Genomic DNA, 13,762 nt, shown 5'->3' on the forward strand with positions numbered 1-13,762 from the left:
GGTCCAGGCTCAGTGGACCAACGCGTCCACGAATTCCTGGGGACTGAAGGTCTCGAGGTCGTCGATCGCCTCGCCCGTCCCCACCAGCTTGACGGGCAACCCGTAGTCCTGGGCCAACGCCACCACGATCCCGCCGCGAGCAGTGGAGTCGGTTTTGGCCAGGATGATCCCGGACAGATCCACAACCTTGCGGAACGCCTCGACCTGGCGGACCGAATTCTGCCCGAGCGTGGCATCGAGCACGATCAGCGACTCGTGAGGTGCCCCCGGCAGCCGCTTGCGGATGACGCGGTCCACTTTGGACAGCTCCTCCATGAGTCCCCCATGGGTGTGCAGCCGGCCCGCGGTGTCCACCAGCACCACGTCGATGCCGCGCGCGACCGCCGCCTCGATGCCATCGAAGGCCACTGCCGCCGGATCTCCGCCCGCCTGGCCCGCCACGAACTCTGCGCCGACTCGACCCGCCCAGATGCGCAGCTGCTCGACCGCGCCGGCACGGAAGGTGTCAGCGGCAGCCAACAGCACGGAACGGCCTTCGCCCCGCAGCCGAGCCGCCAGCTTGGCGATCGAGGTGGTCTTGCCGACCCCGTTGACGCCGACGATGAGGTAGACGGTGGGTCCCGATTCGGCGGCGCTCAGCTCGCTGGAGGGTGCGCCGGCCAGGATGTCGCGCACGCGCTCTGCCAGCGCTGCCTCGAGCTGCGGCACGGTGCGCACCTTCCCGCGCCGGAACAGCTGCTCCACATGGTCCACCAAGGACAGCGCCGCCGAGACGCCGAAGTCGGCTGCGATCAGCCGTTCCTCGAGTTGCTCCAGCGCCTCCTGGTCCACACCCTTGGCCGCGACGCGCACGTCCGTGAGGGCCAGGTCGACGATGCGCTTCCAGATCCCCTTCTTCTTCTCGTCTTTCTTGCGAAACAACCGTGCCATGCGTCGGGTCCAGACCTCTGGTTGAAGCTCAGCGCAAGCCGCGCCGGCGCCGGGCGATCCACTCGGTGATCAGCAGGCCGATGAGCAGGAGGAAAGGGATGGGAGTGGTGCGCAGCCGCTGGCGGCCCAGCATCCGTACCGTGGACCCACTGCCCAACTCGGCACCGATGCGCTCGGGGTCCTGGGTGGGGATGCGAAGGTCATCGGAGAAGCGCTCGACGTCGAAGCGGCCTTCCCCGAGCAGCGCCGCATCGGTGCCGTCTCCCGCAACCGCGCTGAAGCGATAGGTCCCTGGGACGAGCGACGGCATCAAGGCCCGCTCATCCGTTCCCACCGTGAGAACGGTGTCCAGGTGCGCCGGGCCCTCGAGCGTGATCCGTACGGAATCCCCGGCGAGTCCCGGTGCCGCCCAGAGCACCGGACTTCCGCGCGCCACCACCGGACGTTCCGGACGCACCCTGTCGCCGGCTGCTGCGGTGCTTCCACCCACCAGCCACTGACCCACGCCCGTCCACAGCCTGCGGTACGCGTCCGCCGGCCCATCGCTACGGAGGGCCCAGCGATAGAAGCCCTGACCGAGGGCCAGCGCCCAGCGCCGATCCGCGCTCCCACCCAGGGCCAGCGCGGGCTCCAGCACTCCGCGGCCGCCCCGGCGCATCTGCAGCGCCGGAAACCAACCGGCGCTGATGGCAACCGTGATGGCGGCCGTAAGCGGAGGAGCCGCCTCCAGTCGAAGTCCGGCCAACTCGGCCGCGATCGGCGACGCCGGTAGCACCGGCTCGGGAGTCCACTCGGCCTCCACCGGGCCGCTGGCCGTCAATCCCAGCGGCGTCAGCGCATCGGACGCGACCGGGAAGATCAGGAGCCGGCGGGCGCGCACCATGAAGTCGTCCAGCCAGGCGGGGCGGTCCGCCCCTACGCCATGCAGCACTGCCAGCTCCGCCGCTGCCAGACGCTGAGCCACCTGCTCCGCGCTGAGAGAGCGCACGCTCGGCCCGGCCTGGTCGTTCAGGAGGAAGCGGTCGGAGCCGACACGCAGCAGCGTGGTGACCCGAAGGCCGGTCGCGGCCTGAAGCACCGGCGCCAGCATCCGCGGCTCGAAGTCCGGCGACCAGGATACCAGCACCAGGCCGCCCTCCTCGCCTTGCTTGAAGGCATAGGCCACGCGCTCGTCATCCTCAGGGAAGGCGTCTCCTTCCACCGACGCCCGCACCGTGTAGCGCACCAGGGGCCCATCGGCTTTGGGGCCCGGCAGTCGCAGGCGCGTCCCCACGACCGCGCCGGGGGCGCCCACCGCAACGGTCGTCGTCCCCACCAATGTGTCTTCCTCACGCACTTCCACGCGGGCGGAGTCGCCCGAGCGGAGCCCTTCGCCGAACACCGTCAGCTCGATCTCGAACCCATCGGTCTCCGCTACTTCCGGCAGGACGAACGAGGCCACACCCACGTTGCGCAGCGCCTGCCCCGCGTCGTCGAAGCCGACCGTCAAGCCCAGCCCCGCTGCCTCCTGCAGGGCTCCCGCCAGGTCGGCGATCCGGAGGTCGCTGAGGACGACGACGCTCTCGGCACCTCCCTCTGCCGCGACCCGCAGCGCCGGGCCCAGCCGGCTTCCCAGTTGATCAGGAACCAGGCTCGCCAGGGTGTCAGACGACAGGGCACGGGGCAGATCGCCGAACCCCACGACCCGCGTGGCGGCCGTTCCAGCACGGGCCCGCTGCCAGGGGGCGCCTTCGGCGGCCCCCATGCTCAACGACAGATCGAGAAGACGCCAGGCCCCCACGTCGCCTTCGCGAGTCCAGGGGAGTTGCGGATTGAGCAGCAGCAGCAGCGCGAGGACCAGGGCGGCGGCACGAAGGCCGATCAACAGCCCGGTGCCGGAAACGCGCAGCTCGCGCGTTCGGTAGTTCCAGACGGCAAAGAGGATGAGGAGCGCGCCGCCCAGGACGAGCATCGCCCAGCCGGTGGGGGTCACGCGCTGCCGGTCGCCGTTGAGATTGGTGGGGTCACCGTGGTGCGGACCCGCCCGCCACCGCTGGCGACTCCTCGGGTCGGATGCGGCCGCTTTCGTCCAGGTCGTCCGTGGTCATGGACGCGATGGTCGGGGCCGGCTGGGTCGGCAGCCGCTCGAGCAGCGCGAGGCTGACGGCCAGGTGGGCGTCCCAGACCTCGCGCTCCTCGTCCGGGACCGGATTGCCTTGCGGCAGGTCCACGGAGAGGGGGTCGATGGCCGACCCGCGACGCCGCAGCTCGTAGTGCAGGTGGGGCGCGGTGGCCAGCCCCGTCATGCCCACGTAGCCGATGATGTCCTCCTGGTGCACCCGGTCCCCGACCTTCAAGCCGGGTGGAAAGGCGCTCAGGTGGGCATAGCGACTGAGGAAGCCGTTGGGATGCTGGATCTCCACGGCATTGCCGTAGTTGCCCCGGCGGCCTCTGTGCACCACCACGCCGTCGGCGGTCGCCATGACGGGCGTCCCGGAGGCGGCAGCGTAGTCGACGCCGGTATGGGCTCTCCACGTCTTGAGAATCGGGTGGAAGCGCGACATCGTAAAACGTGAAGAGATACGACTATACGAGAGCGGCTTGAGCAAGAAAGCGCGGCGGACCGACTTGCCCTCCGCGTCGAAATAGCTGCCTTGGCCGTCGCCGTCCGGATCGAACCAGATGGCCCGGTACGAGGCTCCCTGGTTGATCAGCTCCGCCGACAGGAGCACGCCGTCTCGCATGGATCCGTCGGGACGGACCTGGCGCTCGAAGGCGAAGCGGAAGAAGTCCCCCTCCTGGATCTGGCGGGAGAAATCGACCTGCCACTGGAAGACCTGATCGAGCTTGTGGATGAGGAGCGCCCGGTCGCCGGGGGTCATCGACGCCAAGCCTGGATTGCCGGTCACGGCGTTCCAGAGCACGTCCTTGATCTCCCCGGCCACGTAGACCGTGTCCACCCATACCGGGGTCTGGACCGTTTCCGATTGCCAGCCCAGAGACTGACGTGTGAGGTGGACGGTCTCATCCGGGGACAAGGCAACGTCCACGGCTCTCAGCGAACCGTCCCGGGTGTTGCGCTGGAAGGTGACCTCCGTCCCGGTACGCATGCGGCGCGGGCTGGCCTGCTCCCGGAACGCCATCAACAGCTCTTGCTGTTCGTTGATGGTGAGGGAGGCGGCCTCCATCAGCTGGCCGAGCGTCTGGCCGGTGCCGAGCGTGTGGACGTCGAACGACAACGGCGGCTCGGCCTGGAGTGGCCGGATCATGCCGACGTCGGGAGCGCCCCCGAAGCGGACCAGCCCCATGGCGAAGAGGGCCGAGGTGCCGATCAGCCCTACGGTTAGCGCTTTCCCTGGCTGCATGCCTCCGGATCCACCCGGTCGCGCCGTCTTCCGGACCGGGCGGGAGGCCGGTCAGTCCATCTGACGACGGATGAACGTCGGTATGTCCAACTCGCCCAGCTGTTCCTTGGTCACGATCCGCTCCGGGAACCGCTGGAATGGAGTGACCTCGGAATCGCTGGAGCCCCCTGCTACCGCCACCCGGCGAGCCGGCTCGGCGGGACGACGAGGCTCCGGCCGGGCGATCGGAGCGACCTCCTCGCCCGGCTGTTCGAACCCCGTCGCAATGACGGTGACCCGGACCCGACCCTCGAGAGCCGGGTCGTGGACGGCCCCGAAGATGATCTCCGCGTCGTCCCCAGCCTCGTCTTGAATGATAGTAGAGATCTGGGTGACCTCGTCAATGGCAAGGTCCATTCCACCGGTGATGTTGATCAACACCCCCTGGGCACCGCGTATGGAGACGTTGTCCAACAGGGGTGAAGAGATGGCTTCCTGGGCGGCTTCCTGGGCACGGTTGTCCCCCTCACCGAAGCCGGAGCCCATCAGGGCAGGGCCTCGGGAGGCCATGATGGTGCGGACGTCCGCGAAGTCCACGTTCACTTCCCCGCTCACCCGGATCAGATCACTGATGCCCTGGGTGGCATGCAGGAGCACCTCATCCGCCTTCTTGAGGGCATCGCGGAAGGAGGTCCCCTTGCCCACCACCGAGAGGATGCGGTCGTTCGGTACCACGATCATGGTGTCGACCGTGCGCCTGAGCTCCTGCAACCCCTGCTCGGCCTGCCGCATGCGCTTCTTGCCCTCGAAGGAGAAGGGCCGCGTGACGATGGCGATGGTCAGCGCTCCCATCTCCCGCGCCAGCTCACCGATGATGGGCGCCGCGCCGGTCCCGGTGCCACCGCCCATGCCTGCGGTCACGAACACCAGGTCCGCCCCCTGGATGAGGGTACGAACCTCGTCGGCGCTCTCGGCGATGGCCTGGCGGCCGATCTCCGGGCGCGCTCCTGCGCCCAGGCCGCGCGTGAGCTTCTTTCCCAGCTGCAGGACGTGATGGGCCCGCGAGCCCTTGAGAACCTGGGCGTCCGTGTTCGCGGAGATGAAGTCGACGCCCTCCAGCTCCTCGTCGATCATCCGGTTGACGGCGTTGCCACCGGCACCACCGACGCCGACCACCACCATGCGAGCCTGCCGGATCGGCGGCTCCTCGAATTCGAAGATCATCGATCTCCTCCGCTACGCGCGCGCTTGCCCAGGGGGTGTAGCCGGACCCCAATATCTAGTGGCATCGGGGTTTGCGCCATCCCTCCAGTAGTGTATGCCGCTTCTGAAGCGACCGAAGCGAGCGTGCTCGCTCGGCATCAGAAGAACTCCCTCAACCAGGCGCCCACGCGCGCGAACGCGCCCGAGGCACGCGTGGACGTTCCTTCTCCGGTGTCGTAGAAACGGTCGGCACCCCGGAGCGCCAACCCCACGCCCGTGGCGAAGCGCGGGCGAGCCACCGAGTCGGAGAGCCCCACCAGGCCTTCGCAGGGAACACCGATCCGGGCCGGGGATGCGAAGACCTGACCGGCCAGCTCGAGCATTCCGGGAATGCCTGCGGTCCCGCCGGTCAGCACCACACCGGCACCCAGGCGATCCAACAGGCGGGTCTGCTCCAACTCCTGCTGCACGAGCCCCAGCAGCTCGTCCAGTCGCTGTTCGATGATGTGGGCGATCAGCTCCCGGGACACCTGTCGGACCTGCCCCGGTCCGGGGCCGGGGAGCTCGACGGTCTCCTGGGGATCCGTCAGCCGCGAGACCGCCACCCCCCAGCTCTCTTTGGCCTTCTGCGCCTCGGCGAAGGGAATGGAGAGGCCTTTCACCAGGTCGTTGGTGACCGTGGTCCCGCCCAGAGGCAGAATGGACACGTGCCGGAACTTGCCCTCGTGGAAGACGGCGATGTCGGTGGTGCCCGCCCCGATCTCGATCATGGCCACGCCCACCTCCTTCTCGTCCTCGGTCAACACCGCGCGAGCGGAGGCCAGGGGTTCCAGGACCAACTCCTGCACCCGGTAGCCGGCCTTGGAGACGGCCTTGCGGATATTCCCCGCGGGTTGCGCCCCGCAGGTGATCAGGTAGACGTCCGCCTCCAGGCGCGTGGCGGTCATGCCCACCGGGTCGACGATCCCTCCTTGATGGTCCACGACGTAGTCCTGCGGAATGGCGTGCAGCAGCTCCCGGTCCGGGGGCAACGCCACCGCGCGGGCCACTTCGTGAACACGCTGCACGTCCTCTTGCTGGATCTCGTCGCCTCCGATGGCCACCACGCCCAGCGAGGCGCTGGTCTGGATGTGGGCGCCGGCGATCCCGGCGTAAACGCGGTCCACCGTGACGCCGGCCATGACCTCCGCCTCGCGCAGCGCGGCCCGCGCGGTCTCGGCGGTCTCGTCGATATGCGTGACGACATCGCTGCGCATCCCCTCCGTACGCGCTTGCCCCACGCCCACGATCTTGACCTGCGAACGGTGGCGGGGATCACTCGACACCTCGGCCAGGACCGCGCAGGTCTTGGTCGTCCCGATGTCCAGGCCCGCTACGAGATGCGATCTCATCGGCGCTGCCGCCCGAAGCGCACCACCACCTGATCGGCGAAGCGCAGGTCCACCTCGGTGGGATCCGGTCTCGAGCCGGGCTCGAACGCGTGCGTCAGCGCAGCCATGCCTTCGGACAAGCGGCGTGCGCTCACGGGCGCCCGCCAGTAGAACGTGACATCCGGCGCCACCAGCCGGATCCCCACCTCGCCCCGCTCGGTGAGCCACGCCTCCGAGATGCGCTCACGGAATTCCGAGTCGACGGACTCCAGGCGCGCCAACTCGCCCAGGAGCACGCGCAGGGCACCGGAGGACGCGAATTGGGGATCGGACGGATCCAACGAGGCGCGCAGGACCGGTAGGTCGAGCCGGTGTACGCTCGGATCGATGGGAAGGAGTCGACCGTCGGTTCCAATGGGCTCCAGGGTGGCTGCGGAGACGAACGCAACCGGCTTGTTCTCCACGATCTCGAAGCGCAGCGTCGAGGGTGGGCGCCGGCGCACGCGAACATTCTCCACCAACGGATAGGCGCGCAGGCGTTCCTCCCAGGCCTCCCGATCGTCCCAGAGGCTGGACTCCGCCGTGATCCCAGCGATCTCCGCCGCTTCGACTCCGGTCAGATACCGTGTGCCGGTCACCTCGAAGTTGGACAATCCGAACAGCTCCATGTGGGCGAGCGCGCGAGGAAGCTGCCGAGCCCCGACCCAGAGGGTGGAACTGACCAGCAGCGCGAACGCGAAGCGCCCTACCCAACGTGTGCGCCGACGAGCGCGAGGTCTCACGTGTCCTCCTCGAGAGAACGGATCAGCCGGGGACCGACGTGCTCGATGGAGCCCGCCCCCAATGTGACGCAGACATCGCCCTCCTCCAAGGTGGGAGCGACGGCTGCGGCCAGCGTCGCGATGTCGGCGTGGTAGTGAACGTCGCTGGCGCCTTGCGTGCGCGCCTGCTCCGCGATCAGAGCACCAGTGACTCCCGGAAGCGGCCGCTCCCGCGCAGGATAGACGTCGGAGACCCACAGCCGATCCGCCGCCGCCAGAGCGCGCCCGAACTCGATCTGGAAGTCACGCGTGCGGCTGAACAGGTGTGGCTGGAACAGCGCGACCAGCCGCCGCCCCGGAAACGCCTGCCTGAGCGCCTGCAGCGTCGCCGTGACCTCGGTGGGATGGTGTGCGTAGTCGTCGAGCACGTCGATGCCACCCACACGGCCCAGTGGCTCCAGGCGACGGCCCACGCCTCGATACCTGGCCAGTCCCTCGCGCACTTCCTCCCACCCCACTCCGAGCGCCCGGGCCGCACCTGCCGCGGCAGTGGCGTTGAGAACGTTGTGGTGACCGGGGACATGAATCTGGAAGCGCCCCGCGGGGTGGCCCCGCTCCACCAGCGTGAAGGCGGACCCACCCTCCTTGGGCGTGATGTCGAGCACCCGGAGCACCGCGCCCGCGCGTGTTCCGTAGGAGACGACGTCCTCCAGTCCGGCGACCACGCGTCCGGCACCGACGTCGTCGGCACAGGCCACCACCGTGCCTCCGTCCCGGCGAGCGGCCAGGAAGATCCGAAAGGCTTCTTCGACCCCGGACAGATCGCCGTAGATGTCGAGGTGGTCGGCTTCCACGTTCGTCACCACGGCCACGTCCGGAGCGAGCTGGTGGAAGGAACGGTCGTACTCGTCCGCCTCGACCACGAACACCCGGTCCGCCCCCGCCCGGTAGTTGCCACCCCAGGCCCGCACCGCGCCCCCCACGAAGGCGGACGGATCCAACCCCGCCCGAACCAACACCTCGGTGACCAGCGTGGTGGTGGTGGTCTTGCCATGCGTGCCCGCGATCGCGACCACGCGCCCGCGCTCCACCCACTGGCCCAAGGCCTGGGCCCGTTTGAGCACGGGGACTCCGTGGTCGAGAGCCGCGGCCACTTCCGGGTTCTCCTCGGTCACGGCCGCCGTTCGCACCAGCAGCGTGGCCCCCTCCACCTGTTGGGCCGCGTGGCCCTCGAACAACTGCACGCCGAGCGCACGGAGGGGCTCGACCTGCGCACCAAGCGCCAGATCCGACCCGGTCACGACCAACCCCGCACGAGCCATCGCCTCAGCGAGACCACACATACCCGCGCCCGAAACGCCGACGAAGTGCACATGGCTCCCGGGAGCGAACTGCGTGGAAGCGGGGGCGCTCACTCGTCACCCTCCGGAAGCAGCTCGCTCAGCGCCCGCGCGATGGCCTGCGCCGCCTGCGGCCGACCCCGCGCCCGAGCGTTCTCCGACATGCGCCTGAGCTTCGAAGGATCGTGCAGGAGCGCGCACACTGCGCTCCAGAGGCCGCGACCGTCGGTGCTGCGCTCCGGGAGGTGCACGGCCACGTCCGCCGCGGCCAAAGCCTCGGCATTGCGCGTCTGGTGGTCCTCCGCGGCAGTGGGAAGCGGAAGCAGGATCGAGGGCAGACCCGCGGCCAGATACTCCGACGTGGTCATGGCCCCCGCCCGGCTCAAGGCCAGGTCGGCGGCGTTCAGCGCGCGGGGCATGTCGTCGATGTAGGGCACCACGTGCACCCACTCGGGGTCCCCGAGCTGGCGCAGCGCGGCGCGCACCGGCTCTTCATGGGTGGGTCCGGTGGACCAGAGGAGTTGGAGCGCTTCGGGCCGGGGCCACGCCTCTCCCTCCACGCCCCGCACGGCATCGAGCACGCGCTCGTTCAAAGCACGCGACCCCTGGCTGCCTCCCGCGACCAGGAGCGTGGGCCGGTCGGGGAGCCCCAACGCAGCCCGCGCCTGAGCAGCGGACTCCTCCCGAAGCGCCCGGATCGGATTCCCGCTCACTTGGACCCGAGGACGGGCGCGGGCGGACAAGAAGGGGATGCACTCTGGATAGGCCACATGGATCTGCCGGGCCCAGCGCGCCAACATCCGTGTGGTCACCCCGGGCCAGCTGTTCTGCTCCTGCAGAGCCAGCGGAATGCGGAGGAACACCGCCGCCAAGCCGGCCGGTGCCGCAGCATATCCGCCGGTCACCACCACCAGCCGGGGGCGCCACCGACGATAGTGGGCGAGCGTCACGTGCACCGCGCGGACGAGCTTGCGGACGACGCCCACGTTACGGAGCGGCGAAGCGCGTGACAGGCCCTCGATGTCCAGCAGCAGCGGCTCGAACCCGCGCTGGGGCAACACCCGCGCCTCGATCCCGCGCCGCGCACCCACGAAATGGGGCGTGATGTCGGGGCGCAGCCCCTGCAGCGCCTCGCAAAGGGCCAGAGCAGGATACAGGTGACCGCCGGTCCCGCCTCCTGCGAACACCACGACGGGCCGTTCCACCTCAGCCCCGGGCCCACGTGTGCCCGCGGCCGATGGACATCAGCACACCGACGATGGCCAACGTGACCACCAGGTTGGATTTCCCGTAGGAGATCAGGGGAAGAGGAAGACCCGTGGACGGCACGATTCCCAGGCCCACACCCATGTGCAGGATGGCGTGCAGCGCGATGAGACTGGTGAGTCCGACGGCCAACAGCTCCCCGAAGAGATCCGGTGCGCGGCGCGCGATGCGGAATCCGAACAGGATCAGCGCCAGATAGAGGACCACCAGGATCAGCACACCGGCGAACCCCCACTCTTCGCCGATCACCGAAAACATGAAATCCGTATGGGGCTCGGGCAGGAAGCCCAGCTTCTGCCGCCCCTCGGCGAAGCCGACACCGGTGAGCCCCCCGGAGCCCAGCGCGATCAGCGACTGACGCACCTGGTAGCCTGCGCCGGTGGGGTCCGCACCCAGGTTGAGGAACGCGGCCCAGCGCTCGGCTCGGAAGGACACCTGCATCTCCCGATAGAGCGCGGGCGCCACCAGCAGCCCCAGCAGCACGAAGTGGCCGATGCGCCCACCGGCCGCAAACACCACTACGGTCGACGCCAGTCCCATGAGGGCCGCCGTGGACAGATTCGGCTCCAGCGCCACCGGCACGACCATGGCGGCCCACACGACCAAGAAGGGCAGCAGGCCACGCGAGAAGCTCTTGAAGTGCTCCTGCTTGCGCACCGCCAGCCCCGCCGTCCAGACCAGCATGGCGAAGGTCGCGAGCTCCGACGGCTGGATGCTGACGCCGAGCCGGATCCAGCGCCGTGCTCCGTTGATTCGTGGAGCGATCGCCTCGGTACCGGGGATGACACACACCAGCAGCAGAAGCCAGCAGGCGAACAGCAGCGGCCAGGCCAGGTGACGCCACCAGCCGTACGGCATGCGCGCGCACACGACCAACGCGGCCAACCCCAACGCCGCCGCCATGATCTGCTGAAGCACGTAGTAATAGTCGGCGTGACCGTCGCGCAGGGCCAGCATGGCGCTGGTGCTGTACAAGGTGACCAGGCCGAACGACAGGAGCAGCAAGGTGATGGTGAGGACGGCGGCCGGCTCCCAGCCCCGCCCCAGTCCCGTGTCAGGGAAGCGAACCGGACCCTGAAGGGCGATGTCGTCTCGCGGTGCCACCTTCATCCTCCTGCCGCGAGGGCCCGGAACCGGTTCCCTCGCTCTTCATAGTTCTTGAACATGTCGAAGCTGGCCGTGGCCGGGCTCAGCAACACCGCGTCCCCGGGTCGGGACAGCGCGCGCGCCCGCGCGACCACATCTTCGAAGGGCCCATCCACCCGTACCACTTCAGTCGCGCCGGCGATCTCGCTGGAAAGCCGATCGGCGACCGCGCCGTACACCAGCGCCACCCTTGCGCTCTTCCGCAGCACTTCGCTCAAGGGGGCGAAGCTCTCTCCCTTGTCCACACCCCCGAGAAGGACCACCAGTGGGCGCTCGACGCTGGCGATGGCGCTGCAGGAAGCGGCGACGTTGGTGCCCTTGGAGTCATTGATCCAGAGGACCCCTCCCACCTCGGCGACCGGCTCCAAGCGGTGTGGCAGGGGACGGAAGCTCTCCAAACGCTCGCGCACATGCTCGACGCTCGCCCCAGCCAGACGGGCCGCCAGCGCGGCTGCCAACGCGTTCTGCACATTGTGCACGCCGAGCAACGGAAGGCGTGACCGAGGAATCAACGACTCGGTTCCCTGCCCCAGATCCAACGCGAGGGCGTCGCCCTCCAGGAACGCACCGGGACGGCGTGCCCGTCCCACACTGAAATGGTAGCGCCGGCCAGGAACGTCACCCGCCAGGGCGTCCACCTCCGCTTGGTCCGCCAGCACCCAGCGACTCTCGGTCGTGGCATTGCGGAAGAGCTGTGCCTTGTCCGCATAGTACTCCGCCACCGAGCGGTAGCGATCCAGGTGATCGGGGGCCAGGTTGGTGACCACGCCGATATCGACCTGGAGCGTCTCGATGGCGGACAGCTGATATGAGCTCAGCTCCAGCACGCACCAATCCGGTTGCGGATCGAGCAGAGCCAGGGACGAGGCGGCCGGCCCCAGGCCGGCGCCGATGTTTCCGCCCAGCCCGACACTCCGTCCCTCGCCGTCCAGCAGATGCGCGATCAACGCAGACGTCGTCGTCTTTCCGTTGGTCCCCGTCACCCCGATCAGTGACGAGCGTAGGAACCGAACGGCGAACTCAGGTTCAGATACCCAACGGACGCCCCGTGCGCGTAGCGACGCGAGCACCGGAGCGTCTGGTGGGATCCCGGGACTGGCCACGACGAGGTCGGCTCCTGCGATGCGTTCGAGGTCGTGGCTTCCCAGCTCGACGTCGGCTCCGAGGGCTCGCAGCTCGTCTGCACGAGCTGCAGTTGCAGCATCGGTCCTGGCTTCCGAGACATACGTGTCACTCCCGTGATGACGGGCCAGGCGCGCAGCGGACTCCCCGCTGGCCCCCAGACCCAGAATGGCGATCGTCATACGCGTGCTTCACCGGATCTTCAGTGTGCCGAACGCCAGCATTGCGCAGAGCACTCCGAGGATCCAAAACCGGATCACCACCTTCGTCTCGGACCAGCCGAGCTTCTCGAAATGGTGGTGGATGGGAGCCATCCGGAAGATCCGTCGCCCTGCGCCGTAGCGCCGGGCCGTGTACTTGAACCACCCCATCTGCAGCATCACCGACACGCCCTCGAGCACGAAGACGCCACCGACGATGACGAGCAGGAATTCGGTCTTGAGCAGGATGGCCAGGGTCCCGATGGCACCGCCGAGCGCCAGCGAGCCGGTATCGCCCATGAACACCTCTGCAGGGTGGGCGTTGTACCACAGGAAGCCGATGGCCGCGCCGGCCAACGCGACGGCGAAGACGGTCAGCTCGCCCGTCCCGGGCAGGTACAGCAGGCCCAGATAGGCCGAGGTGTCGACGCGGCCGATGAGGTAGGCGAAGATCCCGAAGACCACGAGTGCCACCGCGCACAGTCCTGACGCCAGACCGTCCAGCCCGTCGGTGAGGTTGACCGTATTGGAGGAGCCGGCCACCACGAAGGCCACGAAGGCCACGTAGATCGGCGGAGCGAATACCGCCAGCCAATCCGCGAAGAACGGCACCATGGTGGCGTTGGGTTGCATCGCCCCCCAGATGGGACGCCACATCAATGTGGCGCCGAGGGCGAGACCGAAGGCGAACTGGCCGATGAGCTTGTAGCGGCCCACCAGGCCTTTGGAGTGTCCCCGTACGACCTTCAGGTAGTCGTCGAAGAACCCGAGCGCGCCCATCCAGAGCAGCGAGATGAGCGCGGTCCAAGTGAATGGATTGGTCAGGTCGGCCCAGAGGAGGGTGGAGAGCGTCGCGGAAAGAACGATGAGCACCCCTCCCATCGTCGGCGTCCCGGCTTTGGCCTGGTGACTCTGCGGACCCAGCTCCCGAATGACCTGGCCCACCTTGAAATGGCGGAGCCACCGGATCGTCATGGGCCCGAAGAAGAACGCGAACAGCAGTGACGTCACCACCGCACCCGCGGCCCGGAACGTCAGGTACCGGAACACGTTGAAGACGAAGTACACGTCGCTGAGCTGGGGGAGCAGGTGGTAGAGCAC

General features: G+C 68.6%; 11 protein-coding genes. All 11 read right to left on the reverse strand.

The window, feature by feature from the left end; translation table 11 throughout:
* Nucleotides 1-9 precede the first annotated feature (9 nt).
* Nucleotides 10-930: a signal recognition particle-docking protein FtsY gene (ftsY, locus tag R3E10_04040; GenBank protein ID MEZ4414901.1), complete on the reverse strand. Its 921-nt coding sequence runs from the start codon at nucleotides 928-930 to the stop codon at nucleotides 10-12.
* Between the two features lie 28 nt (nucleotides 931-958).
* A complete protein-coding gene (locus R3E10_04045; GenBank protein MEZ4414902.1) occupies nucleotides 959-2,902 on the reverse strand; it encodes a hypothetical protein in 1,944 nt (647 codons plus the stop codon).
* 31 nt (nucleotides 2,903-2,933) lie between these two features.
* Entirely contained in the window at nucleotides 2,934-4,274 is a 1,341-nt protein-coding gene (locus R3E10_04050; GenBank protein MEZ4414903.1) for a peptidoglycan DD-metalloendopeptidase family protein, read from the reverse strand.
* A gap of 51 nt (nucleotides 4,275-4,325) precedes the next feature.
* Nucleotides 4,326-5,477 carry a cell division protein FtsZ gene (ftsZ, locus tag R3E10_04055; GenBank protein MEZ4414904.1) on the reverse strand — a complete coding sequence of 384 codons (1,152 nt, stop codon included), beginning with the start codon at nucleotides 5,475-5,477 and terminating at the stop codon, nucleotides 4,326-4,328.
* A 137-nt stretch (nucleotides 5,478-5,614) separates the two neighbouring features.
* Complete coding sequence (gene ftsA / locus R3E10_04060; protein ID MEZ4414905.1) at nucleotides 5,615-6,847, reverse strand: cell division protein FtsA; 1,233 nt, start codon at nucleotides 6,845-6,847, stop codon at nucleotides 5,615-5,617.
* On the reverse strand, nucleotides 6,844-7,608 hold the full coding sequence (locus tag R3E10_04065; GenBank protein MEZ4414906.1) for an FtsQ-type POTRA domain-containing protein: 765 nt from the start codon (nucleotides 7,606-7,608) through the stop codon (nucleotides 6,844-6,846). Before R3E10_04065 ends, ftsA begins: the two co-directional genes overlap by 4 nt.
* On the reverse strand, nucleotides 7,605-9,002 hold the full coding sequence (gene murC / locus R3E10_04070) for a UDP-N-acetylmuramate--L-alanine ligase (GenBank protein MEZ4414907.1): 1,398 nt from the start codon (nucleotides 9,000-9,002) through the stop codon (nucleotides 7,605-7,607). Before murC ends, R3E10_04065 begins: the two co-directional genes overlap by 4 nt.
* Complete coding sequence (murG, locus tag R3E10_04075; protein MEZ4414908.1) at nucleotides 8,999-10,132, reverse strand: undecaprenyldiphospho-muramoylpentapeptide beta-N-acetylglucosaminyltransferase; 1,134 nt, start codon at nucleotides 10,130-10,132, stop codon at nucleotides 8,999-9,001. The genes murC and murG overlap by 4 nt, the downstream gene beginning before the upstream one ends.
* A gap of 1 nt (nucleotide 10,133) precedes the next feature.
* Entirely contained in the window at nucleotides 10,134-11,297 is a 1,164-nt protein-coding gene (locus R3E10_04080; GenBank protein ID MEZ4414909.1) for a putative peptidoglycan glycosyltransferase FtsW, read from the reverse strand.
* A 2-nt stretch (nucleotides 11,298-11,299) separates the two neighbouring features.
* Nucleotides 11,300-12,643 (reverse strand): UDP-N-acetylmuramoyl-L-alanine--D-glutamate ligase, encoded by a 1,344-nt coding sequence (murD, locus tag R3E10_04085; protein ID MEZ4414910.1) that lies wholly within the window; start codon nucleotides 12,641-12,643, stop codon nucleotides 11,300-11,302.
* A gap of 9 nt (nucleotides 12,644-12,652) precedes the next feature.
* Nucleotides 12,653-13,762 (reverse strand): phospho-N-acetylmuramoyl-pentapeptide-transferase, encoded by a 1,110-nt coding sequence (mraY, locus tag R3E10_04090; protein ID MEZ4414911.1) that lies wholly within the window; start codon nucleotides 13,760-13,762, stop codon nucleotides 12,653-12,655.

It is taken from the genome of Gemmatimonadota bacterium, from assembly GCA_041390105.1.
Classification (GTDB): Bacteria; Gemmatimonadota; Gemmatimonadetes; order Longimicrobiales; family Gaopeijiaceae; genus JAGQIF01.

Coding starts and splice junctions, on each gene's coding strand:
- murD (MEZ4414910.1), bottom strand. CDS start 12,643: ATGACGATCGCCATTCTGGGTCTGGGGGCCAGCGGGGAGTCCGCTGCG.
- R3E10_04050 (MEZ4414903.1), bottom strand. CDS start 4,274: ATGCAGCCAGGGAAAGCGCTAACCGTAGGGCTGATCGGCACCTCGGCC.
- ftsY (MEZ4414901.1), bottom strand. CDS start 930: ATGGCACGGTTGTTTCGCAAGAAAGACGAGAAGAAGAAGGGGATCTGG.
- ftsZ (MEZ4414904.1), bottom strand. CDS start 5,477: ATGATCTTCGAATTCGAGGAGCCGCCGATCCGGCAGGCTCGCATGGTG.
- ftsA (MEZ4414905.1), bottom strand. CDS start 6,847: ATGAGATCGCATCTCGTAGCGGGCCTGGACATCGGGACGACCAAGACC.